Source organism: Bdellovibrio sp. HM001 (assembly GCF_055397275.1).
The window spans coordinates 1,090,373-1,115,175 of record NZ_AP029174.1; the positions used below are offsets into that span (position 1 = coordinate 1,090,373).

At 49.5% G+C, this 24,803-nt stretch carries 26 protein-coding genes; 9 read left to right on the plus strand and 17 right to left on the minus strand.

The features are described 5' to 3' along the window. Positions 1–42: 42 nt before the first annotated feature. Together ACZ5ZZ_RS05290 and ACZ5ZZ_RS05295 are read right to left on the minus strand one after the other, a co-directional pair. Positions 43–630, minus strand: coding sequence for a fumarylacetoacetate hydrolase family protein (locus tag ACZ5ZZ_RS05290; protein WP_464134115.1), 588 nt, complete (start codon positions 628–630; stop codon positions 43–45). After that, the gene (locus tag ACZ5ZZ_RS05295; RefSeq protein ID WP_464134117.1) at positions 627–1,118 is read right to left on the minus strand and encodes a SixA phosphatase family protein; all 492 of its coding nucleotides are present in this window, start codon (positions 1,116–1,118) and stop codon (positions 627–629) included. The genes ACZ5ZZ_RS05290 and ACZ5ZZ_RS05295 overlap by 4 nt, the downstream gene beginning before the upstream one ends. Positions 1,119–1,196: 78 nt before the next feature. On the opposite strand from ACZ5ZZ_RS05295, the gene ACZ5ZZ_RS05300 reads away from it, so the two are divergent. Then, positions 1,197–2,096, plus strand: a complete 900-nt coding sequence (locus ACZ5ZZ_RS05300; RefSeq protein ID WP_464117725.1) for an Hsp33 family molecular chaperone HslO — start codon at positions 1,197–1,199, stop codon at positions 2,094–2,096. Here the strand turns inward: ACZ5ZZ_RS05300 and ACZ5ZZ_RS05305 are convergent. Next, positions 2,093–4,285, minus strand: a complete 2,193-nt coding sequence (locus tag ACZ5ZZ_RS05305; RefSeq protein ID WP_464141597.1) for a phospholipase D-like domain-containing protein — start codon at positions 4,283–4,285, stop codon at positions 2,093–2,095. The genes ACZ5ZZ_RS05300 and ACZ5ZZ_RS05305 overlap by 4 nt on opposite strands. 161 nt (positions 4,286–4,446) lie before the next feature. Between ACZ5ZZ_RS05305 and ACZ5ZZ_RS05310 the strand changes: the two genes are divergently transcribed. Next, positions 4,447–5,646, plus strand: a complete 1,200-nt coding sequence (locus ACZ5ZZ_RS05310; protein WP_464141599.1) for a sensor histidine kinase — start codon at positions 4,447–4,449, stop codon at positions 5,644–5,646. Between the two features lie 3 nt (positions 5,647–5,649). Beyond that, positions 5,650–6,312 (plus strand): hypothetical protein, encoded by a 663-nt coding sequence (locus ACZ5ZZ_RS05315; protein ID WP_464141601.1) that lies wholly within the window; start codon positions 5,650–5,652, stop codon positions 6,310–6,312. A 3-nt stretch (positions 6,313–6,315) separates the two neighbouring features. Here the strand turns inward: ACZ5ZZ_RS05315 and ACZ5ZZ_RS05320 are convergent, their stop codons facing one another. Genes ACZ5ZZ_RS05320 through ACZ5ZZ_RS05335 form a run of 4 tightly spaced genes read right to left on the minus strand, consistent with a single transcriptional unit; the run spans position 6,316 to position 9,456 of the window. After that, complete coding sequence (locus tag ACZ5ZZ_RS05320; RefSeq protein ID WP_464141602.1) at positions 6,316–7,218, minus strand: hypothetical protein; 903 nt, start codon at positions 7,216–7,218, stop codon at positions 6,316–6,318. Further along, a complete protein-coding gene (locus ACZ5ZZ_RS05325) occupies positions 7,218–7,682 on the minus strand; it encodes a hypothetical protein (RefSeq protein WP_464134130.1) in 465 nt (154 codons plus the stop codon). The genes ACZ5ZZ_RS05320 and ACZ5ZZ_RS05325 overlap by 1 nt, the downstream gene beginning before the upstream one ends. A gap of 39 nt (positions 7,683–7,721) precedes the next feature. Continuing rightward, positions 7,722–8,480 carry a coenzyme F420-0:L-glutamate ligase gene (locus tag ACZ5ZZ_RS05330; protein WP_464141604.1) on the minus strand — a complete coding sequence of 253 codons (759 nt, stop codon included), beginning with the start codon at positions 8,478–8,480 and terminating at the stop codon, positions 7,722–7,724. Continuing rightward, entirely contained in the window at positions 8,449–9,456 is a 1,008-nt protein-coding gene (locus ACZ5ZZ_RS05335; RefSeq protein ID WP_464121422.1) for an isocitrate/isopropylmalate dehydrogenase family protein, read from the minus strand. Before ACZ5ZZ_RS05335 ends, ACZ5ZZ_RS05330 begins: the two co-directional genes overlap by 32 nt. 491 nt (positions 9,457–9,947) lie before the next feature. Between ACZ5ZZ_RS05335 and ACZ5ZZ_RS05340 the strand changes: the two genes are divergently transcribed. From ACZ5ZZ_RS05340 to ACZ5ZZ_RS05350, 3 genes are all read left to right on the plus strand, one after another. Further along, entirely contained in the window at positions 9,948–10,589 is a 642-nt protein-coding gene (locus tag ACZ5ZZ_RS05340) for a matrixin family metalloprotease (protein WP_464117715.1), read from the plus strand. A 105-nt stretch (positions 10,590–10,694) separates the two neighbouring features. Continuing rightward, positions 10,695–10,922: a hypothetical protein gene (locus ACZ5ZZ_RS05345; RefSeq protein ID WP_464117713.1), complete on the plus strand. Its 228-nt coding sequence runs from the start codon at positions 10,695–10,697 to the stop codon at positions 10,920–10,922. Positions 10,923–11,036: 114 nt separating this feature from the next. Beyond that, a complete protein-coding gene (locus ACZ5ZZ_RS05350) occupies positions 11,037–11,324 on the plus strand; it encodes a helix-turn-helix transcriptional regulator (protein WP_464134136.1) in 288 nt (95 codons plus the stop codon). On the opposite strand, the gene ACZ5ZZ_RS05355 is transcribed toward ACZ5ZZ_RS05350, so the two are convergent. The 3 genes from ACZ5ZZ_RS05355 to ACZ5ZZ_RS05365 form a co-directional block, all read right to left on the minus strand. Next, entirely contained in the window at positions 11,296–12,579 is a 1,284-nt protein-coding gene (locus ACZ5ZZ_RS05355) for an Hsp20/alpha crystallin family protein (RefSeq protein ID WP_464141606.1), read from the minus strand. The genes ACZ5ZZ_RS05350 and ACZ5ZZ_RS05355 overlap by 29 nt on opposite strands. Before the next feature lie 33 nt (positions 12,580–12,612). Further along, on the minus strand, positions 12,613–12,945 hold the full coding sequence (locus ACZ5ZZ_RS05360; protein ID WP_464141607.1) for a hypothetical protein: 333 nt from the start codon (positions 12,943–12,945) through the stop codon (positions 12,613–12,615). Positions 12,946–13,231: 286 nt separating this feature from the next. Further along, entirely contained in the window at positions 13,232–13,549 is a 318-nt protein-coding gene (locus tag ACZ5ZZ_RS05365; RefSeq protein WP_464141609.1) for a hypothetical protein, read from the minus strand. Between the two features lie 161 nt (positions 13,550–13,710). On the opposite strand from ACZ5ZZ_RS05365, the gene ACZ5ZZ_RS05370 reads away from it, so the two are divergent. After that, positions 13,711–14,580 (plus strand): PBECR2 nuclease fold domain-containing protein, encoded by an 870-nt coding sequence (locus ACZ5ZZ_RS05370; RefSeq protein ID WP_464134144.1) that lies wholly within the window; start codon positions 13,711–13,713, stop codon positions 14,578–14,580. Positions 14,581–14,643: 63 nt separating this feature from the next. Here the strand turns inward: ACZ5ZZ_RS05370 and ACZ5ZZ_RS05375 are convergent, their stop codons facing one another. Further along, complete coding sequence (locus tag ACZ5ZZ_RS05375; protein ID WP_464117704.1) at positions 14,644–15,393, minus strand: hypothetical protein; 750 nt, start codon at positions 15,391–15,393, stop codon at positions 14,644–14,646. 189 nt (positions 15,394–15,582) lie between these two features. Beyond that, positions 15,583–17,019, minus strand: coding sequence for a lipase maturation factor family protein (locus ACZ5ZZ_RS05380; RefSeq protein ID WP_464141610.1), 1,437 nt, complete (start codon positions 17,017–17,019; stop codon positions 15,583–15,585). Positions 17,020–17,137: 118 nt separating this feature from the next. Here ACZ5ZZ_RS05380 and ACZ5ZZ_RS05385 point away from each other — a divergent pair, with 118 nt between their 5' ends. Continuing rightward, positions 17,138–17,413 (plus strand): hypothetical protein, encoded by a 276-nt coding sequence (locus ACZ5ZZ_RS05385; protein ID WP_464141612.1) that lies wholly within the window; start codon positions 17,138–17,140, stop codon positions 17,411–17,413. A gap of 39 nt (positions 17,414–17,452) precedes the next feature. Here ACZ5ZZ_RS05385 and ACZ5ZZ_RS05390 read toward each other — a convergent pair whose 3' ends face one another. Both ACZ5ZZ_RS05390 and lnt read right to left on the minus strand, forming a co-directional pair. Continuing rightward, on the minus strand, positions 17,453–19,783 hold the full coding sequence (locus ACZ5ZZ_RS05390) for an endonuclease MutS2 (RefSeq protein WP_464141613.1): 2,331 nt from the start codon (positions 19,781–19,783) through the stop codon (positions 17,453–17,455). Continuing rightward, the gene (gene lnt, locus ACZ5ZZ_RS05395) at positions 19,761–21,371 is read right to left on the minus strand and encodes an apolipoprotein N-acyltransferase (RefSeq protein ID WP_464134154.1); all 1,611 of its coding nucleotides are present in this window, start codon (positions 21,369–21,371) and stop codon (positions 19,761–19,763) included. The genes ACZ5ZZ_RS05390 and lnt overlap by 23 nt, the downstream gene beginning before the upstream one ends. Positions 21,372–21,404: 33 nt before the next feature. Here lnt and ACZ5ZZ_RS05400 point away from each other — a divergent pair, with 33 nt between their 5' ends. Continuing rightward, a complete protein-coding gene (locus ACZ5ZZ_RS05400; protein ID WP_464134155.1) occupies positions 21,405–22,223 on the plus strand; it encodes a hypothetical protein in 819 nt (272 codons plus the stop codon). A gap of 30 nt (positions 22,224–22,253) precedes the next feature. On the opposite strand, the gene ACZ5ZZ_RS05405 is transcribed toward ACZ5ZZ_RS05400, so the two are convergent. The 3 genes from ACZ5ZZ_RS05405 to ACZ5ZZ_RS05415 form a co-directional block, all read right to left on the minus strand. Next, the gene (locus ACZ5ZZ_RS05405; protein ID WP_464117696.1) at positions 22,254–22,823 is read right to left on the minus strand and encodes a hypothetical protein; all 570 of its coding nucleotides are present in this window, start codon (positions 22,821–22,823) and stop codon (positions 22,254–22,256) included. A 68-nt stretch (positions 22,824–22,891) separates the two neighbouring features. After that, positions 22,892–23,464: a hypothetical protein gene (locus ACZ5ZZ_RS05410; RefSeq protein ID WP_464134157.1), complete on the minus strand. Its 573-nt coding sequence runs from the start codon at positions 23,462–23,464 to the stop codon at positions 22,892–22,894. 122 nt (positions 23,465–23,586) lie between these two features. Next, positions 23,587–24,723, minus strand: coding sequence for an ABC transporter substrate-binding protein (locus ACZ5ZZ_RS05415; RefSeq protein WP_464141614.1), 1,137 nt, complete (start codon positions 24,721–24,723; stop codon positions 23,587–23,589). Positions 24,724–24,803: the final 80 nt, after the last annotated feature.

A 24,803-nucleotide genomic window follows, 5' to 3' on the forward strand; every position in this document is an offset into this window, starting at 1 on the left:
GTTCCACAAAAGCGCCCGGAAACAGGCGCTTGACGCAAATGGCTAGCGGACGTTCCAGGTGTGTTTTATTTTGCCCACGATCTCGGCTTCCAAAACGTCGCCACGACGAATAGGACCGACTCCGGCGGGGGTGCCGGTCAGAAGTAGGTCGCCCGGGACCACAGGGAAGTGCTGGCGAACGAAATCAATCAGCTTTTCATAGCCAAAAATCATCTGAGAGGTGTTGCCTTTTTGGCGGACTTCGCCGTTGATCTTTAGAATAATTTCAAGGTTTCTTAGCTCCTCCAGATCACTCACGGCAAAGAAGCCAGAAAGCGGGCAGGATTCCTTAAAACTCTTCGCCAAAGTCCAGGGGTGGCCTTTGGATTTAAGCTGATTTTGTTTGTTTCTTTCTGTCAGATCCAAAGCGATGCAGGCCTCGTCAATTTGCAGATTTTCATCAAATTGCAATGCCAGCTCCACCTCGTGATGAATTTCCGTGGCCCATTCGGGAAGATGAATTTCTTTCGCAGCCAGGGTGGCAGTGCTTCCGGCCTTCAAAAACAGCATCGGCTCAGTCGGGACTTCGTTCCCCAGTTCCTTGGCGTGATCGGCATAGTTGCGGCCTACGGCCCAGATATTCTGAATCATAGTTGAATCCTTTTGAGTTCGATAAATTCAAAAACTCCGTCGGCATTGACGTGAAAACCCACGTGTTGGGCCGGGCTCCATTGGGAAAATTCGGAATCAGAAAGATCCTTGTCGGCCGGAGCCACCGCCATGGCTTCCACCACCCAGTCATAATGGGAACACATGAAGATCACAGCGTCTTTTTGAATCGCGGCGTTTTCCAGGGTTTTACTGATGCGCAGTCGGAACTCGGTGACCGATTCATCGGACTTTTGCTCCAGCAGGGACTCTTGAATCACGAGGGGAAGTCCGAAATGCTGAGACAGGGGACGAAAGGTGCTATGCGTGCGTTTTTTTGGGGACACCCAAAGTTCGGTCGGCCGGGGCAGTTCCTCTTTAAGCACCTTGTCGAGTAATTTGGAAGCTTGAGCATGTCCCTCCGGCGTCAGATCCGGATCTCCGGAAAAATCCATGGCTTTTTGGGCGTGTCTAAAGACGTAGATCTTCATGGGAATAAGCTCTCTTCACTTGAAATTAGGGACTTGCTTTGTTAGGTTTCATTTTTCCACAAAGTCCGGGAGTTTGTCATGAGTAAAGAACGGGTTCATCGCTTCGTATCCAAAGATCTGACTTTGCGTATTGCCGCAGTCAATGCCACAGAAGTCGTTCGACATATGCAAAACCTGCAAAACACGTATCCTCTGGCCACGGTGGCTGTGGGGCGCAGCATGGTGGGTGCGCTTTTGATGGCGGCCCAACTGAAAGATGATCAAATGGTGGGCTTGTTGTTCCGTGGTAATGGTCCTTTGGGAAGTGTCTATGCGGAAGCTTCCTATAACGGCCATGTGCGCGGCTATACCGCCAATCCGCAATATCAACCTGAAAATTATGACAACGGTTTAAGTCTTAAGGAAGCCATCGGCATCGGACTTCTCAGTGTTGCCCGACATCAGCCATTCCAAAAGCAGCCGTTCCAGGGAACTGTGGAACTGGTCAGTGGTGAAATCGGGCAGGACATTGCTCACTATCTTCACCAGTCTCACCAGATCCGTTCACTGGTGTCTTTGGGTGTTTATCTGGATACTTACGGGAAAGTTCAATCTGCGGGCGGCGTATTGATCGAAGTCATGCCGGGTGTGGATGAAACGATGGTGGAAAGAATCCAGAAAAACTACGACGACAAAAAACCGAATATTTCGAAAATGCTTTTGGATGGGGCATCGGCGGAAGATCTGATCAAGCCGTTCTTGGATGGCATTGCGTATGAAGAACTGGAACATGAACACCCAGTGGAATACTACTGTCCTTGCACGAAAGATCGTGTGATGCGCGCGTTGGAACTTCTGTCCAATGAGGATCTGGAAGACATGATCCAAAAACAAGAACCCGTGCACGTGACCTGTCAGGTGTGCGGTCGCCCTTACGATATCTCAATTCCTGAGGTTCAGGCGTTGAAAGAAAAACTGTACAAGGACTCCCTTCACTAGAAGTAAGAGTCCCCCCAGTCGATCAAAGTGGAGTTGATCCAGCCCACTTTTTCCGCAGCGGTGATACGACGGCCCTTGCTGATATAGTCGAGGGCTTCTTTGCGCATTTCCATGGCGGTTGGTCCATGCAGAATCAGAACCCCACTTTCGGTGTCGTGGATGAAGCTGCGACGATTCATATTCACGCTGCTGATGAAGCTTAATTTTTTGTCAATCACCAGAATTTTGGCATGCATGATGGAATTGTCCTGAGTCCACTCATAGATCTCGACATCTTTTAAGTGTCGATTGATGCCCTGTTTGTTGACGTCTTCCGCGATTTTCGGAGTGCCATCGCCAGCCAGATGAATACGGGTGATGATTTTAACTTTCACCCCTCGTTGCACGGCACGGTCCAGCGCCGCGCTGATAGCCACAGACGGGCGGAAGTAAGGCGTGGTCAGCAGCAGCTCACTTTGTGCTGAATCGAACATGTCGATATAGAATTTTTCCAACTGATAGCCGTCAAAGTAAGGCATGGACGTGATATGGCGGACCACAGGAGTTGATTCGGGCAGGGCTCGCAGCCTTGCGACTTGATCCAACGAAGCCTCTTTCGGGACGTTCACGTTGGTTGAGCGATAGCGCTGTGATTCCGGATCACGCATCCAGAAAGCCAACATCTGCGCCATGACGGATTTGACGAAGTTATAACCGCGAATTTCGATTTCAAAGTCGTCATAGTAAATGTAGTCCTCTTCTCCGTCGCCATAATTTTTCAGGAACTTATAGGCTTTATAGAAAGGTCTATCACTGAAAATGTAGGAATCACGGATATTGCGTCCCCCGGTGATCAGGAAGCTTGCTTTAGGATCCGTTGATGAATGTCCGATCATCAGTTTTGTGTGGTTCACGCGGTGGAACTTATCCAGCCAGCCACCGTTGTTCTGGTCAGACACTGTGTATCGGTAATACTGTACTTTGATGTTTGGAAGGCCCTGCTGCAGACGACTTAAAATCGCCTTGTCCTTGCGGGTCATGGTCACTTCCGGAACCAGGATGCGAATCTGGGTGCCTTGCTGGCCATGATAGCGAAGAGCACTGGACATGACCATGCCATAGAAGTCAGCTGAAAAGTTCAGTGAAGAAACCCAGATGACATCAAACTTCGGGGCTTTTGAAAAATCCAGCTCCGCCATCGGATTTTTCCGGTCAAAGTCTTTGCGTTTCAGCGGAGAGCCCGTCAGCGCCAGAATCTTTTGGTTCATGGACTTATAAGGGTCACGCAGATTCACCAGCTTATCGAAAGTCTGAGGACAAGTGGTGTAGTTAAAGTCCTGAGTCCAGAAGAACGCCGAAGGGTCTTTACCGAAGTTGCCTTCGGGGCGTGCACAGATGTCGATGTGATTGGTCAGTTTGATCCACTCATTGGTGGCGCGACCAATATCGACCAGTTGCAGGCCATTGGACCACGTTTTGGATCTTTCGGGATCGCGGAAATAGAACTTGCAGTAATTCACGGCCGGGGAGAACTTCACGCGCACACGCTGACCGTTTTCCTGATTATAGTACCAGTTGAATTCATAGACCCGGCTGCGTGTTTCGCCTGAAAAGATCCATTTCCCCGGATGAATGATGTCGGCATCACATTCCAGACGGGCTTTAAGATATTTTTTCTGATTATCCTGCCGATCATGGGGAAAGTGCGTGCTAACAGGCAGATCATTTTCAAAACGCAGGGTATAGCTATTGTAGAAGTTGTGTTCAATCGGGAAAGCTCCCTGAGGGAAGCCAAGTTTAAAGTCATCCATGGACTTGATGGTGATGACTTCCTCTTTGTCAAACAGGCGAGGGCGGAAAGAGGCTGCAAACCAAGGGCCGATACCGGACCATTCCCGCAGGAATAGTTTTGAAGACAACTGGCGGATCTCCTGACTTCTTTCTGTCAGTAAAGACTCAACTCGACCCCAGTCTTTGTCATTGGGGTTCAGCTTGCGATCAAACGTGGCGTTTGGCAGGCCTTTTTGGAAGAGCTCCTGGTTGTATTCCCAGTCTTTGTTCCAATAATGGGAAAGCTCAATATCAATTTCCTGAATTCGATTGGCACGTTCATCGTCGTACATGATGGAGCTTGGGGCCCGCTGAGGACCCGTACAAGCGGAAAATAGACTGACGGCAGCGACAAGGCCACCCAACCACATCAATTTCATATTTACTAAAACGGTTCAGGACGCTGAAAAGTTAACGATTTTCCCCAAGATAATTCAAAAAAGTAATGTGGACCACGCACGTCTCTTGTCAACTTCCTAGACACCTCGAAACCTCACAGTGGCCCGGGCAAGCTGGTTCACGGTTTGCTGGATGTGATGATATGGAAAATACAAAAGTATTGTCTCAAAATGGGATGCCGGGAAAATGGCTTACGGTCTTTGTGCTGGTAAGCATCGCCGTGGCTGTTTTGAGTTTTACTTTTGAGGTGCAAAGAGCCCGCAGTTCGGTGGAGCAATACGTCGGCATTTGGGAAGATGACATTGCCCGTGCGAAGCTGTTTCAGGGCGATCCTAGTTTGCAGAATAAAATTTTGAGTCAGTTGAAGGAAGTTCACCCGGCTGTGGTGAAAAGTGAAGTGCAAAAGCCCGAGTCCTTGCAGTGCCTGTTTTCAACCCAGGTTCCCATCACCCTGAACTCGTTGCCTGCGGGAAACATTGCGGTCTGTTTCGGGACATCTGAACTGGCGATCAAAGCCATGACCTCGCCGCTGTTTATGTTGGGGTTGGTGCTGGGCCTGATGTTTTTGGGCTGGTCTTACCGCCGTGACTTTATGGCGCGGCTGCATGAACAAAAGTTGGAAGCGGAACTGGCTCTGTCCCGTGAAATTTCTCAGATTTCACGTCAGGTGGCTCACGATATTCGTGGTCCATTGATGGCGTTGACCACGTTAAGTCAGCTCTCTCACGAAATGAGCTCAGAGAAAAAAGAACTTTTTGACCATGCGGTTTCCCGGATTAAAGGCATTGCCGAAGATCTGTTAAGTCGCAGTCGCAAACCCCCAGTGACTGGCAGTGCTGCTGTGGTGGTCACTGCGAATCAGCAGGATTTAACCTCTTTGCTGGAATCTTTGCTGAAGGAATACCGCTTCTCAAATCCGCAAGTCAACTTCACTTGGCACAAGCATATACATTCGCCTGAAGTGAAAGTGACTTTGGATTCCATCAAGCTTCAGCGTGTTGTGAGCAACCTGCTGAATAACTCATTGGAAGCCCTTCCTGAAAAAGAGGCGTCGATCAATCTGACTTTGATGGAACGTCAGGATCATTGGCTGTTGCAGATCATGGACAACGGATGTGGGATCCCCGAAGAGATCCTGCCACAGTTGACTCAGGAAGGGGTCAGCTACGGAAAAGAAAAAGGCAACGGGCTGGGTTTGTATGATGCCAAAAAAGCTTTGCAGTCCGTGGGTGGCGATTTGCAGATTCGCTCCCGTGTGGGGGTCGGCACTCAGGTGGTGCTCAGCATTCCCAAATCGGCTCATTCCGAACTTGACCCTGATCTGGGAGCTGCTCATTCTTAATCCATGCACAAGACGTGGAAGTATCTGGCTGTAAAAAACGAACAGGAACTTAAAGATTACCTGCGACTGCAGAAGCTGGCGCTTCATCGTGGCACCCCCGGATGGATCATGATCTGGTTTTTCTCGGTCTGTGCCTTAATCTGTGTTGTTGGCGGTGCCTTTTTTGTTTCTTTGGTTCAAGAAGGCGGGCTGCATTGGTGGTCGGGTTACGGTTCGGCGTTGATGATGTTGCTTTTGGCTGCGGTGTTTGTTTTTGCGGCCCGGGTTTTTCATCGCGCACGCAAGTCCGATATTCTGCGTGGACACCTGCTGCATCCGAACGACTATGCGTTCATAAAAGGGACACTGAAAGAGTTTTCTTATATGACCGGAGACAACCGAAGCATGTCCCGCTACCACGTTCAAGGCGAAGCTGAAGGACCTGGCAGAGAGACTTTGTTCGTGAGTGAATTCTTTGATTCCTCTATTTGGCCTTTCACCACTCCAGAACAGGAGCGGCAGATTCTGGAAGGAGACGACTGGTATGATCTCAAGGGGAAGCGGGCCACACTGCCGATATCGGCATACTTTTTGTGTCGCAAGAACAACCCCAAGGTGGCCATTTTAGTGGGTGTTGATCATGACGTTATTGTCGAGGCACTTAAACGCAGCAAAATGAAACTGTAACGTCTATTGATCCAGCTCGATCCCCAGAACGTTCTCGATGGTTTTTTCGTAGATGTCCTTCTTATGAGTTTTGCTGGGGGCGATCTCTTTTCTTCGGACAGAACCAGCGGATTCTGGAAAAGCCACGAACAGATCCTTTTCCTTTCCTTCCGTGGTCAAATCAAACTTGAACTCCAGGCCTTTGCACGAGGCCAGCAAAGACACGGGGCCTTTAAATGTTTTGGCAGGTGTGATTTGCAGCTCGCTGATATTCAGGGTCGTGATTTTTATTTTCAGCTCGGACTCTTGTGGGTTTTCAATATTTTCAATGGCGCAGGGGAATGTGAGCAGAACCGGACTTTGTGATCCGATGTGCACCAGAGGTTTGAAATCAGGCGCGGTGGGGGCGGATGTCAGTTGCATGCTGCTGACCACCAGACCCCAGGGATTTTCCAGGGTTCGTTCGGTGTTGTTCAGCCGGATCTGTGTTTGGATGTACAGGTCATTTTTTTGGGAATTTTCGGTGATACGCAGATGCACCTGGGTTTGATAGGAGCCATCAGGCAGCTGCTTCAGGCCCAGCAGTCGACCGGCCTGGGACATGTTTTTTTGCTGAATTTTTTCCCGCAGGCGACTGACTTCACGAATGCGTTCTTCGCTTAATTTAGGGGACATCAAAAAAGCCAAAGAAGTTTGGGACTGCCAGAAGTTGTTGGAGTCGTAGTTGAAATAGCGCTCCAGATACTGGCGCAGGAAAGTCATTTTTTCCATTTCGCCCAGTTGCATGTTTTGCAGGGATTCCTTGCCGGCATCCATGGTGACGGCGACAACCCGGGGATTGTTCTTCAGCTGCCAGTACAGGTAAGTCACAGTGCCGGCCCAGATAAGACTGGCGCCAAGAAGCAGAAGCAAAACACGTGTCTTCATTATTCGGCCTTGTCCAAGGGAAGGATTTCAATCATCTGATCGCGGTGGTACTTTTTGTTCGGGCCTTCATCGACCCACTGGTCGATTTTATAAAGTTTGATCTTGGCTTTACCGCTTTGGAAATACTTCTTGTCAGCCTTGCCGGTCGTTTCCTTTAGCAGGGTGGCCGGTCCATTCTGGAAAAAGTCCAGCTGCGCCTTCATTTTCTCTGTTTCCAGGCGCATGACTTCCATGTCTTTTTCATCGCTAAAGTAAAAGTTTGCAGCCACTGCCGAAATCACACCGATAATACCACCCCAATACATTGCGTGAAGCTCGGGGCGTTCATCTGCCGGGGCCGTGGCCGCGCCGATAACGGCTCCGACGCCGATTCCGATCCCCGTGGTCGCAAGGCGACTTTTTTGGTTGGTGGCACAAGACGAAAGCAAGAAGCAAAATCCAAGAAGCAAAGACATTGATTTCATATAATCAATGCTAAGTTTAAAACCTGTTTCAGGCAAATGCTACTTCATGAGATGTTGGTAAAGGGGCAGGTACATGTCCTCGGCCGGCGGGATTTCCAGATCCGAACGCAATGGTCGGGGATTGAATGTGACAGGGGCATTGTGAATCACAGCTAATGGGCATCTTTCCGCCGCTTCCCCCATCATCAGCACGGCGGCTGTGGCCAGACTGTCTGCCAGATTGATTTTAGTCATCTTTAGTTCGCGACCAAAGATGTCTTTTTCACCGATCATATTGCGAACGGGATCAAATCCCGCAAAAGACAGGGCGGCCCCAACCACACCATGGCGCAGGGGACTGGTGTGAGAGTCCGTAACAAGAATTCCCAGATTCTTTAAGCCCAGTTTCGCACAAAGATCCAGGCGCAGTTTTTCTGCAGAGGCATAGGGATCCTGCGGGTAAAGAATATAGTCACCACTTTCAGAGTTGGATTCATCGATACCAGCTGCGGGCAGCAGCAGGCCGTGTTTGATGGTCAGGCTGACGCCGTGGCCAATCTCGCCCAGATAATGATCCGCCTCACGACGGATCAGAGTTTTTTTATCAATGCTGTCATGGGCCTGCAGACGATTTTCCGCCAGGCTCACGATCTTGGAAGTGATGGCAAGAAGGGCTCCTTCCTGCCACAGGGACTTTGGAACCTGGGCCACGACGAACTCGGCCAGATCATCACCTTGATGGAAGATCGCAGTCTGAATCGGCGAGATCGTCAGGGCTTGTGCCATATTACTGGGCACCCAGGCGCTGGATGATCGCATCAGTGAAGGACACCGTGGTGCCACGACCGCCCAGATCGCCGGTGCGGGCATTGACGTCAGACAAGGCGGCAATCAAGGCTTTCATGATCGCGTCGGCTTTGCCGTTTTCGCCCACGTGTTGAAGCATCATGACTGCAGATTGCAACAGCGCGGTTGGATTGGCTTTGTTTTGTCCTGCAATGTCCGGAGCAGAGCCGTGAACAGCTTCAAAGATCGCGTGGTTGGCGCCGATGTTAGCACCCGGAACAATACCCAGGCCTCCGACAAGTCCCGCGCAGATATCAGAAAGAATATCGCCATACAGGTTTTCGGTGACAATCACATCGAACTGCTGAGGCTTCATCACTAGTTGCATGCAGGCATTATCCACGATCACATCCTTGGTGGTGATCTCCGGGTACTGCCAGCCGACTTCCTGTGCAACCTTCAAGAACAAGCCGTCGGACAACTTCATGATGTTGGCCTTATGGACAATCGCCACGCGCTGTTTGCCGGTTTTTTGTGCCAGGTCGTAAGCATAACGGGCAATACGTTCTGAACCTTTGCGTGTGATACGTTTGATGCTTTCAGCGGTGTTTTCATCAACCATGCGCTCGATACCGGCGTACAGGTCCTCGGTGTTTTCGCGCACGATGGTCAGATCCACATCCGAGCACACGCACTGAACGCCAGGCAAGGAGCGAACAGGGCGAACGTTGGCATACAAATCAAACTTCTGTCGCATCGTCACGTTGATAGACTTGTGACCGCCGCCCACTGGAGTCGTGGTGGGGCCTTTGATTGCCAGTTTGTTTTTATTGATGGAGTCGAGAGTGGTTTGTGGCAGAAGTTCGCCAACAGAATTTAAGGCGATTTCACCGGCCTGATGCTCTTCATATTCAAACGGAGCATGCACATGTTTAAGAACGCGCACCACCTGAGTCATAATTTCAGGACCGATGCCATCACCGGGGATCACAGTCAGTTTCATCATTATTTCGGCCTTTCGTTGAAGGTCCCTGTTTTATCAAAAACGCGGCCTGTTTCCAAGGGCCACAGCATCGCGCGCGAGCTGGTAGGTGGAGCTTTTTTAGGCTCCCTACCAGGAAAGGCAGGATGTGGGGTGGGTTGTGTGGGCCACGAAGGAATCCCCGGTTGGGGTGGGGCCCGATGGTCTCATTTCGAGACTTGTCTTAGGACTAAAGCAAGGCGCGGGCCACACCTGTTGGAGCCCTTTTGCACCACACTTTGCGGCGAGGGGGTGTGCAAAGCTTGGACAGGTGAAAGGTCATATAAAGTCAATAACTTACGAGTTTTTCGGGGGGCTGTCTGTAAAACAGACGGGTTTTTCTGGCCAATGCTCATTTTACGGGCCTTGATGGTCGGGTGGTGAAAACAGTCGTGAATACAGCATCTTAGGGGCTGGCTCGGACCTCGGCGCCAGTGGCCCTTTCCTTGTATTGGTATGAAGGCAAAGGAGGTCGCTCCATGTTGAAGTGGCTTGGGATCAGTTTGATCCTTACTGTAGCTTTATCCATTCAAGCCTGTGCACCGAAGTCTCAAGAAGACTGCGGATTCGTGCAAAACGTGTATGGCGAGCGTATCTCCTGGAAAAGTGATGTTCCAGTGACGATGCATCTGCATGAGTCTGTTCCTGACTCGATGGTTCCGGCTATTCGCAGTGCCGCTGCAACCTGGGCTCGCACTGCCGGGCGCGACATCATTAAAATCGTGGAATACCCTCGAGAGACCGGTCCTCTGAACCCCCACAAAGATGGCCGTAATGTGATCTATTTCATGAATACGTGGGAAGCGAACCGCTCCTCTGAGCAAGGGCGCACCAGTGTTTACTGGATTGGGGACCTGATCAAGGAAGCCGATATCCGCCTGAATGCCGCAGACTTTAGTTTCTATTGGAATGGCAGTGGATTGACGACAGCGGCAAAACCAGAGCGAAAAAGCTCGTCTCCAGTCAATATTGAGGCTTTGGTTCTTCACGAGATGGGCCATGTCCTGGGCTTAAAACACAAAGACAATAATGGGTCTGTGATGGCGACGTATCTTTCCAGCGGGGATGATCGTGTGAATCTGGCCGGCACGGACACAGCGTCCTTGCAGTGTGAATACTAGCAAGCCGTGTAAAATGTCCATGTAAGTTTATTTAAGTTGTTGGAATAGAAAAAAGCTAACTAGACTTTGATTTCGCGCCTGAGAAAACGGGTGAAGGAGACTAAAATGAGAGTGATCAATCTTGAAAATGCACAAGTGGAAACAACCGCTGCAGAATCTTTTGAGCCCTCTATTTCTCCTGTGACCCACAAGTCTTATCATGAGCTGGCAGATACTCCGGTAGTGGAGAGCGATGCTCTGGCGCAGTTGCACACGAATCTTGAAATGCTTCAAGATCTTCAGTCCCGTCTTGCTTTTGTAATGCGTGAAGTACGCTATTTGATGAAAGCATAGTGATTCCCAGTCGTTTCGGCCAGAACAGCGATGTCTCCAGCCTGGGTGGAAAAAAGATGTCGAGCATACTTGTGTATGATGACAGATAGTTTGCATTCCGATGTAATCTCACATATGAAACGGCAACTCTCGGAATTTCAGACTTACTTCCAATCTCATTTTGACCAATGGGGCCTTACAAAAACCGAATGCGAAGTTGGAAGTCTGATTCTGTCAGGCATGAGCCTTCGTGAAATTGCCGATCTGCGTGGCACGTCCGAGACCACGACCAGACAACAAGCTCTCAGTCTGTACAAAAAAGCCAGCGTGGATGGTCGTCATGAGTTGGCGGCGTACTTCCTGGAGCACCTGCTTGTGCGGTTTCAGGAGTATACTAAGCTTTGCGTTCAAAGCGGTTCGTAAAACCTTTTGGAATACGGTAGGTGACCCAATCGCCGTCGCGTTCGCGGGTCATGCCTTCGGTGATCACGGGCTTATCAAAAGTAAATTCTTCGCGGAAGGTCTGGAAGTTGGAACTGCTGACCGTTTTGCCATCGTCTTCCACTTTGTCTTTGAATGAACGCTGACCGGAAATCGTTGCACGGTCTTTTTGGATCGTGACTTTCACGGCGTCTTTTTCATGCTCAGGAACAAAAGCCCTTAAAATATAGAAATCTGGATTCTCGCGCAGGTAACTGCCGCGATCTTCAACTTTATAAAAGGGATCTGATTCTTTATCAGAGTATTTGGAAGCTGCTTTGACAAAGTCTTTGCGTGTTTCAGCAAGTTCACGGACGTAGCGCTTTTTTTGAATATTGGCGGCCTCGCGCTGGGCTTCTTCGGTCTTTTGATAGTTGCTTTGGAAGCGCTCGTGTTGGTTGCTCAACTCGTTTTCATAGGCTTTCTTGTGATGAGTTAACCGGTCACTGTACTGGGTGTTGAGCCGTTCTTCACGGGATTCCCATTGCTTCTGCTGCTGTTCATAGCGCTTGGTAAAGTCGTTGTTCTGGCGCTCTAGTTTTTTATCCTGCTGTTCGTGTTCGTGGGCGATTTCATTTTCACCCCTTGCGCGCAATTCGCTGTATTCTTTTTCGTTGCGTGTGCGCAGTCGTTCCTGATTGACCTGACCACGTTCGACCTCACCTTGCAGGCGGGTGTCGTTCAACTGGCGTTGTTGCTCCAGACGTTTGCCGCTGAATTCATTGATCTGTGCCATGTCTTTGTTGTACTTGGCTTTGGCACCGCGAAGGTCCTCTTCGGTTTTGGTGCGAACATAGTCAATGCGATCGCCGGCGTCCTGCTCGATACGGGCCACCTGAGCCTTGGCATCTTGTTTTGCCTGCGCCAGTTGTTCGGCTCTTTTGTCGCGGGTGGTGGACAGTTTTTGATCGTAGTCTTCCTGCAAGGCGCGGGTTTTGGCATTGTACTTTTCAGTCAGTTGCTGACGTTCCAGATGAGCGTCTTGCGAAGTCTCCTGTTGGCGCTTGCGGATATGATTGATGGCCGCTTCGTTCTGCTCTTGCAGGCCGCTTTTTTTGTCGCTGTAGTATTCTTTCAGATCGGCGAGCTCGTTTTCATTTTCTTTAACCAGCTGCTTTTTTTTGCGTGCGTGATCGGCTTGAACCTCGTTCAAATCCGCTTGCATGGCTTTTCTCGTGGAACTGTCTATGGACGACATATTCCTTAAGTGTATCAAAAAGACACAGGACTATTAAGATGCCGGAGACTCCTCAGCAGGAATCTGGCCTTTGGGGTTGGGGCAGTGAGGTTTGAAGTCCCCCGTGCGTCCGTAGCAGCGCCAAGTATCGATGTAGGTGACGTCTTCATCCGGCGCGACCTGATGATAGTAGCGATATTGAATATGATCTAATGTGCTTTCAACCAGACGAAAGTCTTGCGCTGGCGGGGGTGTCCCCGGAGGAGGAGCTGGTGTGTTGGCTGGTGCTCTTTTGCTGATCTTAAGGAGAAAGACGCGGTACTCAGCCTTTCCCAGGCTGGGCAGCAGAACAAAAAAGAAAGCCGATAAGAAAACCCGATATTTCACAAGTTCTCCTATCGGCTTTGCGGTGGGAACCTAAAAGGTGCCTGGTTGTTTTTTCTGGCTATAGCGCATTAATTCCATTTGACGCAGGCTCGCCAGAAAAAACAACCAGGCACCTTTCTTCCTTTTCAGGATAGCATTGCGGGGGATGGGTGCAGCAAAATTGTCGATTGATGTCGAATTAGGACTCTAAGCTTTAGACAGAAATTTGAACTTCCCAAACAAGGTCACTAAAGCTTGATTGAACTGCTCAAGCTTTAGACGAAAAAAAGAACTTTAATATGCCGACTTAGTGGCTGTGTTCGTGATTGGCGCGAACGGTATTTTCCACAATATGGAAATACGCGCGAACCAGCATCTGATAAGACTCCGTATCGAGAGCCTGAAGATAGGCCATTTTCTCGAAGTAAGTCTTCTTCGCAATCAGCTCTGTCATGACGTCCTGGACTTTTTTCATCTTATCAAAGCTGTAAAAGTCCTTATCGTCGCTCACGTCCTTGAGCACTTTTGCGATGGATTGGTTGTCAAAAAGAACATGAACACCCATGGCTGAATGTGACAGCAAAGCTTCCATTCTTTCCAAACTTGTTTCTTCTAGATTGACCAAGAGAGCCTCCTGCTGACCTCTTAAGTCCGATGTTGAGGAATAAAACCCACTGTTGCAAGACCAAAAAGCGAACTATGACAGGGTTCGTCGAAAGTGTCCTTTTTCTAGTTGTTGGGACAAGGGAATCTCTCGATAATACAAAATGAAGGATACGAATACACATGGCGAAGACAAAGACCCGGGCTAAGAAGAAAACAACCACGACCTCCTCCTCTGAAAAAGAGTACATCATCGTTGATGAGGCGGCGGGACTCATTTTTGAGAATGAAGAGGATCTGTTTGGGTATTTCAGAGAAGCCATAGATAAACTGGAAACAGAGTACTCCTCTCTTCGTTCGCCAGAGGATTTCTCTGACGAAGAGCAAATTGCTCGTGAAAACTACCTGGAATCCACTTTGGATGAGCCAGATGAAGTTTGGATGGATGACAAAACCTTCGAGGACTTTGCCATTTATCACTTCATTCGTGGCTATGAGCAGGGGGACGAAGCTTTCAAGTATGTCGCCGTGGCCTATGTTTCAACGGAAGACGAGTACCCCACCTTCGTTTTCATCCATTTCCCATCACGTGACAGCCGGGTTTGGCAGAACTACCAGCGCGGTGAAATGGTTTATGACAGAAACTTCGAGCAAGTCTCCGGAGCCTCTGTCGAAGGCGATGCCATGGGCGAAGGGGATCCTTTGGCCGTGGGCCTTTATCAGGCCATGTTAAAAGTGCGCAGCGAAAAAGATATTCCTCAGGAAAAGTTCCAGGAATATGCAAATCTGCGCGAAGAAACCATCGAAAATGCCGACGAAATCTGGAGAAAGAACGACCTGGATGGAAACATTCTGGTCAGCTTTATCCGTGAATTCCCGGATCACGAAACCACGAAAGATTTAACCTACATTGCGGTGACTCAGGAAGATGAAGAGTCCAATGTGCATTCGCTGCTGTTCTCGTTCCCGACCACCGACAAGACTTTGGCGGATCGGTATCGGCAGGGCGAAAACCTGCAGGCCGAAGAAGTGAGCCAGGAGTCAGCACACTGACCAAAAACAAAAAACCACTCTGGGGGAAGAGTGGTTTTTTTGTTTTTAGGGGGTGGGCTTTTTTTAGAAGCAGAAGTTGTTGGCCATGGATTGGTATTGGGAAGTGGAGAATTGGCCAGCGCTGCTTTTGAAGGGGTGCAGGGCTTGCAAGACACCCGCGCGGCTTGCGCCGTTGTCGTTAGCGTAGTCGGCAGGGTTTGCGGCGAACAGTGGCAACAGGGCGTCCATAGTGTTGATGGCTTTGTTTGTGGAGGCGTCGTAGTTAGCCACTTTCAAGACATCGTAATCACCATTTTGATCTTTAAGATCCACCAGGATGTTGACGTTGTTGAAGAAGTTTTGTGGATCTGTGTAGCCCATGCTGGAAGCCACGTTAACCACTTCGCTCCATTTCAAAGTTGTTTTCCAGCCTGTCAGGTATTGACCTGTGGATGGGTTCATCAAAGCAAAATTCAATGCAGAAGAATCCAGGTTTGTGTAACCGGATGGATTTGCCAACCATTTCCACATAGAGATATAGGAACCACCGGTTTTGAAGGATTCAGGCAAAGCGGTCAGGCGAAGATAAACATATTCCATGCGAACATATTTGTAAGAATCCACAAAGACTTTCAATTTACCAGTGATGCCATTTGCGGAACCTTGGTTGCAATAGGCCAGAGCTTTAGAATTTGCGCTTCCGATATCTTGAACCGGTGTACGGCTGGAGGAGTCCGTGGAACCAGCGACCTGGTTGCTGGAACCGCAAGCTGTCAAAAGAGACAGTGCGCCGAGTGTTAGAAGAGTTGTGAAGATTTGTTTCGCATTTTTCATAAAGCCCCCTGTTGCCAATCTATAAAGCAAGCCCGGTGCCATAGATCAGACTGAGACAAAGCAAAAAACACCGTGAATTCAGTAGCTTGAAAGAAAGACTCTTCTCAGGGTGATACGTTCCCAAGGTGATACGTCAAACTTCTGCAGAGGTGCCGCTCTCTGCGTGTCACTTTGCGCCCCCAGCCTCTTCTAGTCAGTGTCCCGCGTAAAGGTGGGGCCGTAAGAGCCCAGATGTTCACGCTGCCACCATGAACCTGAATTTCTAAGTTCACTCAAGTTAGTGAAGCGATACTCATATCGCTCAAATCGCAAATAGTGTGGTGCCGATCCCTTGAAGGGGTTGGTTTTCAGCAGAGCCAGGACATCCGGCGATTGCTCGAAGATCCTTGTAGCCACGTTTTGCAGCCACAGGTTTTCATTAAACCCTTCCAAGGCTGCGAACCACATCTGCCAGTCCAGCCGCGGTTGATGAGGAGCCACCAGGGTCGGCATCTTTTTCAGGTTGCCGGGCTTATGAAAGAACTCATAGTCCTGCCAGTGATGGCCGTCGTTACTGCCCTGTAAAATGATCTCGGGGCGGGATTTAGTCATCACGGCAAAAAGTCCATAGGGATTGTTGATACGAAAAGGGTAGAGCAGACGCATATAAGGAAGCATGAAGTTCAGTTTCTCGCTTTTTTCCCAAAGCGTTTTCAAAATCCAGAACAAGGACGCTGGCACCAAGATCAGCGCAGGAACAAGAGCCGCCTCCGTCGGAATTGTGCTGTGCTCAACCCAGTTGATTTTAAACCCCCATGAAGAATCCGGCAGCACCGCCAGGCACAGCCCCAGAGTCATCAGATTGAAGAAGCCAAAGTTGCCAGTGAAGATAATCAGAATTTGCAACAGCACTAAAAGTGCGACTGCGACCACTTGAGTTTTGCCGGGAATCAATATGAAGAAGGGCATCACAAGCTCAATAGTGAACATGACTGCGGCGCTCAGCCTTTGCAGGAACAGCGGAAGTTTGTGTGCAAAATAGGCCAACGGAGTCGGAAGTGGCTGAGTCCAGTAGTGAAAGGTCAAGGCTGTCAGATTTTTCCAACTGGCATCCTTATGGGTCAGCTTCACCACACCCGACAGGAACATCAGTTTAAACAGCAGAAGAATGACCAACGCCAGAATCACCGGATGCAAACTGTGAGTTCCCAGGGGAATCCACTCCCACTTCCAGGGGGCGAAGAACAGTCCCAGAAAACCGAACTCCAGCAACAGGCTGTCCCACTGATAGCTTAAAAAAATCTGACCGCAGCTGACGAATGAAAGGTAACAGACAAAGCAGATCAGGAACATGATACTTTGGCTGAACCCCAGAAATGCCAGAGATGAAGCCGTCATTCCGACAAAGCAAAACAGCTTCAGCGTCAGATCACTGGAAGAAAACCAGAACAGACTTGGAATGTGATAGAATCGATCCGCTTTCAGTTCTTTATCCAGAATATTTAACAGATGATCGATGGAAAGAATGCCTTGAGTTCCAAAAAGTCCGAGGACCTGAGGCAACAAAGACACAAACGCGATGAAGTAGGACAGAGCCAGCGTCTTGGATACAATCCAACTTGAAATGTTGTAGTCCTCAATTAACATAAGGGGCCTTTCCACTCTTGATTTCCGGCAGGTGGTCTGAAAAAGAATACCCTGCGGAACATCGTCTCTTTTAGCCTTATCTGGGTGCGATTTTTTTAACTATAACCCAGGAGAATCTATGAAAGCATTTGTTCTATCTCTCTTTGCAGCCCTGACCTTGTCAAGCGCCAGCGTGTTTGCGGCAGAAGAAGTTTTTGATCTTCAATCGGTGCCCGGCCCCTTTGTGGTCGAACCTATCTTTGAAGCCGAACGTTTAAGCTGCCCGGCAGAGACCACACCGATTGCCAAGTACTGCTGGAACATAGGCAAAGGTTGTTTTGTGAAGTGCGGAGTGGTTTGTCATCCGAAAAGGGAGGTTCCACCACCGGTACCAGAACCTCACTTTGAAAATTAAAAAGAAAAAGCCCCCGATGTTATCGGGGGCTTTGCTATTTTAAGACTCGCCAATTTCCACCCAAGTGATGCCGTCGCCGCCACCTTCAGGTGAGCCCGCTTTCCACTTCTTCACGTAAATCGAGCGAGACAAGTACGTGCGCACGGCGCGCTTCAGAGCTTCAGTGCCATGTCCATGGATGACCTTAATACGGTCTTCGCGTGCTTGTGCGGCTTTATCCAAAGCCAGCTCCAGTTCCTGCAAAGCATCCTCGACAGTTTTTCCACGCAGATCCAGTGTGCGGTCATCATCAGCCAGTGCCACAGTGATGTTGGAACTTTGACGAACCAACTGCGAAGTTGGATTGGACGGTTTGCCCGGTGCTTTGAGCACCGTCCAAGGAATCTGCAGACGCACTGATCCGGACAGGATCAGGACTTCTCCTTTGGAGTTGGGCGTGCTCTGCACGATACCGTCCTGGTTCAGGCTGGGTACAAAAATCTTTGATCCCGGTGGGAAATTCTTGCCAAATTCCTCGGCCGTTTCCGGTGCTCCTGGTTGTGTGATCGGTTTTGCTTTTACAATTTCAGGAAGTTTGTATTTGATTTCCTGCAAAGCCGTGTGACGTTTGAAGGTCTCATCCGCCTTGGCGTGCGCGATGGCTTCTTCAACTTTGCGCTCGGCTTTCTTTAAAGTGCGCTGCAACCATTCGTCTTTGTCTTTGTTGAATTGCTCCAGCATGCCTTCGTATTTGCGTTTCATCTCGGTGGCTTTTTTTGTTTCCTTACGCAGGTGGTCCTGCAAAAGCGAGATGTCTGCTTTCAACTGTTCAATCTGTTCCAGGCCTTCCAGACGTGCGCGAGTAGCTGGCGCCAGCACGTCCAAAGCACGCTGCACGATGGTCTGAGCCACACCCACACGTTTGGCAGTTTGAATAGCCATGGAATCACCGGGAATTCCGGCTAAGAACTGATAAGTTGGACGGCCCGTTTTGGGATCGTACTCCATACTTCCGTTCAGTACCCGGCTGCCTTCATCCCAGCCCGCTTTTAACGGCCCCAAGTGTGAGGTGATCACACCAAAGACGTCGTTAGCAGAGTAAGCTTCAATAAATGCACGGCCCAGGGCACTTCCTTCTTCAGGATCGGTGGAACCACAGATTTCATCAATCAGGATCAGATTGTCGCGGCCTTTGACGGAGGCCGCTTTGCCCAGGATTTTCAAGTGCGCGGCGAAGGTGCTGAGTTCTTCATCGACGCTTTGGGCGTCACCAATGCCGATCAGAACATTCTTAAAGAACGGAACCTTGGATGTTTCGCTGGCACAGATCGGAAGCCCGCAACGAGCCATCTGGGCAGCAAGGCCGATGGATTTTAAAAGCACCGTCTTACCGCCGGCATTGGGACCACTCAGCAGCAAAATGCTTTTTTGTCCTTCCAGCAAAACCGTGTTGGCAACGACCGGTTTGCCGGTCAATTGCAGCAGGGGATGGCGCACCTCGATCAGCTCCATGCTGTCGGTGGAAAACTCAATCGGGTGGGCGTTGACCATGTTGGCAAACTGGGCCTGCGCAAAGCGAAGGTCCGCATCTCGCATTAAAACCTGGGAGCTTTCAATGTCCAGGGACTTTGAAGAAAGATAATGTGAAAGCTCAGTCAGAAGCCTTTCAATCTCGTCTTCAATCTCCACCTCGATCTGGCGCAAACGGTTGTTGGACGGAATCACTTTTTCGGGTTCAATGAAAACAGTCTGTTTGGTTTGGGACGACCCGTGGATCACCCCTGGCAGATGGTGTTGCATCCCACTGCGCACGGGAAGAACCCAGCGGCCTTCGCGAGTGGTGACGTATTTATCCTGCAGGACATTTTCCATTTGATGATCGCGCACCAGGCGATCCAGGGTGCTTTGCACCTCGCGCGCCAGTCTTTCTTTTTCGCGGAAAAGACGGAAAAGTGTTTCACTGGCATCCGATCGGATGTCTCCACTGGGGGTCAGGATCTGATCAATGGCTGAAATCGGTTCTTCAGCCTTCATCAGGCTTCCGTGAAGGCGCTGAGCCCAGTCGTTTTGTACCGGGTGCAGGGCCTCTTTCAACGCCAGGGCTTCAAGGCAGAAGCTGCGGACGTCTTTCATTTCCAATGTTTTTAGAACCGCCCGTTTTTTCAGGCGCGAAATCCAGGTCGAATATAAATCCAAGCTGGTCATGAACGGACGCACACCCTGATTTAATACTTCGGTGGCATGGCTGATTTCCTGGAAGCTCGCATAAGCTTCTTCGCGGGAATTCAGCGGACCGGTTTGCATGACGGCCTCACGCCCCATATCGCTGGTCGCGTGAGTCTTAATTTTTTCTAGAATTTCTATCCAATCAAGAACGACGAGATCTTGCATTGAGGGCTCCTCGGACAATAATGGCTCCCAAAATCAGAATTAACACGATCCAGTCCCAATGACCCCATTGGACATAGAACGTGACGGGAGCATTTTTTAAATACTTTATCACAAATTGACCGCTCCATTCTTCATGGAGCGGAGATTTTTGCAGAACATCACCATTGGCAAGAATGGCGGTGCTGATGCCAGTATTGGTCGAACGGACCAAGGGGCGGCGCACCTCAATCGCCCGGGCCAGTGTCATATAGAGGTGCTGATGAGGTTCAAATGTTTTCCCGAACCAGGAGTCATTGGTCACGTTGACCAGAATGTCGGCCCCTTTTTGGGACAATCCGCGTGTAAAGTTCGGATAAAGACCCTCATAACAAATCTGACCGCCCCAGCGGATTTTTCCTTCCGGGCGCTCCCAGGTCATGACTTCGGGACCATGGCCACGCCCGAAATTTGAAATGAACGGCAGAAGCTTCAGGATGAAGGGGAATTGTTCGCTCAAAGGCAGATATTCGCCGAAGGCCAGCAGTTCCGTTTTACGATACGGCTTGTCCAGGTTGTTTCCGTTGGGATCAATCAGGAACAGGGCATTGTAGGTGGAAGTGTCTTTTTTCTCATCCGTTTTAGGATCTTTGGAATAAGCTCCGGTGATCAGCGGTGTTTTCAGCGGAGCCAGTCCGGAAATCAGAATCTGAGTATTCTTGCGATCCAGCAGATGCTGGTCCAGATAGTCTGGGAAGGCGGTTTCAGGCCAGACCAGGATGTCGGTCTGCGGGAACTTTTGTAATGCCCCGAAGGATAGATCCAGGAACTTACGTGTGATGACTTCCTGATAACCACGCCCTTGTTCGGCATAGATCTTTTCCAGATTGCCGATGTTTGCTTGAACCACAGTGGCGCGGATTTCACTGTCAAAGTGGTTCCACTTTTGGCCGTGCCAGTACCCCAGAGCGATCAGGGCTGCAAAGGTCATCGCGAGCACAGAAAGCTGAGTCAGGGCCTTTTTGATATAGCTTTGCTTCAGCCAGATGTATCCCATCCAGGCATTGAAAAGCAAAGCCACTGCGGAAAGTCCATGGAAGCCCACGAGGTCGGCAAGGTGATATCCCGGCATCTTCGACCAGATGAAAGTGTATCCTAAATGCCACTCAAAGATGACCGGCCAGATGCGCTCCAAAAGCGCGTGCAACAAAGCGATGGCAAACAGGCTTTGCCCGCCACTTAAAGAAAAACGCAGGCGCAACCACGTTCCTGCGGCCACGGCGACAGGAATATACAGATGCATAAACGCACAAAAAAGAAGCAATGCCAGATAGGACACGGCCCACGGCAGTTGCCCGAACTCGTGCGCGGTGTAGGCAATCCAGTGAAAGCCAATCAAAGTCAGAATGAATTGTGTGACCCAGCCCGCCCAAAAAGATTTCTTAACAGAACTGTTTTCCTCAGTCGCAGAAAGCCAAAGCGGAGTGTAGCAAAAGATCAATGCCCACGGAGGAAAGGGGATGTAACTTGTGCCGACGAGAATTCCAGAGAGAATCGCCCAACGAAAATCGTAGGCTTTATGCTTGAAAAATTGAAACCATCTCTTCATCATGGTATTAGTAACATAAAGAGTGAGTGAGTCCACGTGAAATTGAAGATCAGATGCCCATCATGCGCGAAATTGTACGAAGTTGAGAGTGACGATATCCAGTCGGAAACGCCTCTATTTCAGTGCATTTCCTGTGAAAGCAGATTCAGTTTCGAATATCCTCCTCAGGACCCTCTGAATGTGATGTGCTTTAAGGTTTCGTTGGAGCCGGAAGAGACTCGGGAAGAGCCCCTTTCTGCGATCATGGAGAAGAGCGAACGAGTTCTTGCTGCTGAGCGCCAAGCTAATTCAGTCGTCGAGCCGGGCACTCAAGAGATGAAATCCTGCCCGAAGTGTGGAGCCTTAAACGGGCGTCGCGCGAAGGAATGTTATTCCTGCCATGTGATTTTCGAAAAGCTGGAAGGTCTGCCAAAGGATCCATCCTTGAAAGCGCAGCCAAGTCTGGTGCGTAAATGGAAAAACCTGGTTGAAAACTTCGAAAACGAAGATCTGCATGATGAATTCATCCGTTCCTGCCATCAGTTGGATGCGTTGCGTTTTGCGGTGCTAAAATACGAGGATCTGAAAGCGGCACAGGGGGGTGACCCGAAGTGTGACGAGATGATCGCGCGAATCAATTCCTTGATGATGATCGGTTTGTCTCAAAAACCGGTGGCCGGTGAGGCCGCTAAACCGAAATGGAACAAGTACCTTTATTGGGGGCCGTTTGGTCTAAGTGCCCTCTTGATTTTGCTGGGTATGATCAATCTAGGGCATCGCAACTTGATTGGCGTCGGTGTGGCGCTGGCTTGCATGACGGCGGGCTTGATTGTGATGATTAAAGGCAAGATCTCTGCCTCTGATTTTCTGGATTAAAAAAGGCTCCCGACCGGGAGCCTTTTTCATTTAAAGGCAATAGTTGTTTTCGTTAAAGTAGCGGTTGCACATGGACGAACCGTTCTGGCAGTCCGATGGCATGTTGGACCAGTAAGTGCCCGTTCTGGAGCAGGTTTTGGTGCCGCCATCTTTGACTTCGGCTAGGAACTCGCCTGTAGCGGTCACTTTGTCATTCAATGTGATTTTGTATCTCACAACGTTTTTGCCCGGATCCAGTAAAGGTTTTTGCAGCAATGTTGCGATCCACAGATTGATGGATTTTTTGCTTTGTCCTTTGGTGCTGTCATAGGCAATAGTTTTGGTTCTTTGCGAGCCATCTTGGTGTAGAGCTGTCAGCGTGACGGAGTCACCTTTTACACCCGTGGGACCAACGAAGTAGTCATATTCGCCCGAGGTCAGAATCTCTTCACGACAGATAAAAGAGCCGTAAGTTGGTCCCCCGGGAGAATTGGATTGGCAGTGAACGATGATACGTCCTTGTGCTAGGACCGCTGTTTTTTGATTTCCGTTTTTGAAGCCCACGTCGGCCTGAGTGCTCAGGCCAAATAAAAATATGAAGACAGATAGTACCGGTTTCATAAAAGTTCCCCTTCCTTTGCAAACAAGTCTGGCATTACCGGACCTGGATAGCAAGCCAGGAGAGCCTTTTACGGAATTGGGCAGAGTCTTTCTTTCTGACAGTGAATGATCTGGTCCCGCAGTTGGGTCATTTCATCCAGATTGTGTTCTAACTCATAATCAAATCCGACGGCTTTGCCGCCACGCTGGGAGACAGAAATAAACTGTGTCACGTACTGGAACTGTTCATAGGCGTACTTTTCTCCGGTGGCGGTGTTGATAAACTCCAACGGCTGGCCGGAGCCCAGGTGAGTCAGGAATCTTTTGCGTTGTTGTTTGGCTTTGGTCAGGCCGTTTTTCAGGTTGCTGTAGCATTTCACTTCACCCACCATGGCGACTTTTTGAGTGTTCTTATCCAGAAGCACCATATCCAGTTCGCCAACGGTGCGGCCTTTTAAGTTATAGGCTACGCCTACAATCACTTCATACTGAGGTGCGGGATACTGTTCAGAGAATTCAGCGCGGGCCACTTCCTCACAGACGGCGCCTGGATCGCGATAGTGGCGGGCTTGGTTGCGGATTTTGTCGAAACTGGCCGCCAGGTCTGCCAAAGCAGAAGTTGAAAACAATAGTACAAACAATGAAGACAGAATTTTTGTCATAAGTGAGGTCCCCCGAACGGATTGGGGGCAATGTGCCACAGCTAGGCGGAGTTATCCAGGTAAGGGCACTCGTTGGGGAAAAAGGAAAGGGCTGTCGAGAATCTAGACAGCCGCGACCCCTGTTATTTCCGGGCGGCTTTTTCTTTCTGAATTTCCTTCTCCACCCTGTCATAGATAAGCTTCATGCCATTGCGATTGCGTGCGGAGAGGGTCGGCCAGTAGATGGCATTTTTAAAGAGAAATTCCTTTTCCTTGGGGGCAATCGTCAGGGGTTTGTACCCCTCTGCCACATAAGCCCTGGGGACGGCCGAATAGCATTTGAGCTGATCAATCACTAATCTTCTTTGGAATTCCGGCGATAGGGAAAAATTCAGCCATTCCATCGCCAAAGTCTCAGCAAAGGCGGATCTTTTTACGGCCCGGGTCACTAGGAGGTAGTCTGTCCACATGGTGATGCCCTCTTTGGGGAAGGCAAAGACCCATTCTTTTTTGGGGTCGTCATGGACAGAATGCGAAAAGCCCCATGCGGTGGTGAGAACGCTTGTTTCAACATCTTTGTCGTGGGGGACGCCTTGCCAGTAGGTCGCATTTTTTAACAACTGTTTCAGTCTTTTGGAAAATGCTTCGGACTTAAGGGATTCAATGTCGGCAATTTTATCTTTGGGTATGCCCAGAGAGAGGGCTGTTATGTAGATATTGCTCTCGTAAAACTCCTTGGAGATCGCAAACTGCTGGCGATATCTCGAATCCCACAAAATCTTCCAACTGTCGGGAGCTGTTTTGAAATGCGCTTTTTTATAGAGAAGACTGTAGGCGCCAGAAGCAAATGGAACTCCATAAAGAAGGTTCTTATCAACAATGAAGTCATTGTTGATGAAGCTTTGCTCGACCTCCTTGAGATGGGGGAGAAGTTCTTTGTTGACGGGGATGACAAGCTTCTTTTGGATAAATGAAAATCTATCGTCGTGGATGAGGTTGTGGGAAGGGGAAATAATATCGGTTTCGTTGCCACGAACGCGATCAAAGAAGTCATTCGGTGAGTAAACATATTTGACCACCACCTTGATTTCTTTGTTGTATTTTTGCTTTATGATTTTCTTAAAATCAGCAACGGCCCATTCGGGCGCGTAGGGTTCCCACACATCCATTGTGAGAGTTTCAATTGCCAGAGCGTCTTTTCCACACAGGCACCAACAGAAAAGCACGGAGAGGAGTAATGGATGAAAGCGCATGGCAGTGATAGTATCGAGAATTGCCATTTACTAACATTTAAAAAACAACTCTTAATAATTTGTAAGATAATGAAAATCAAGAGCAGGCGGGGATTGCCGCCGGCCTG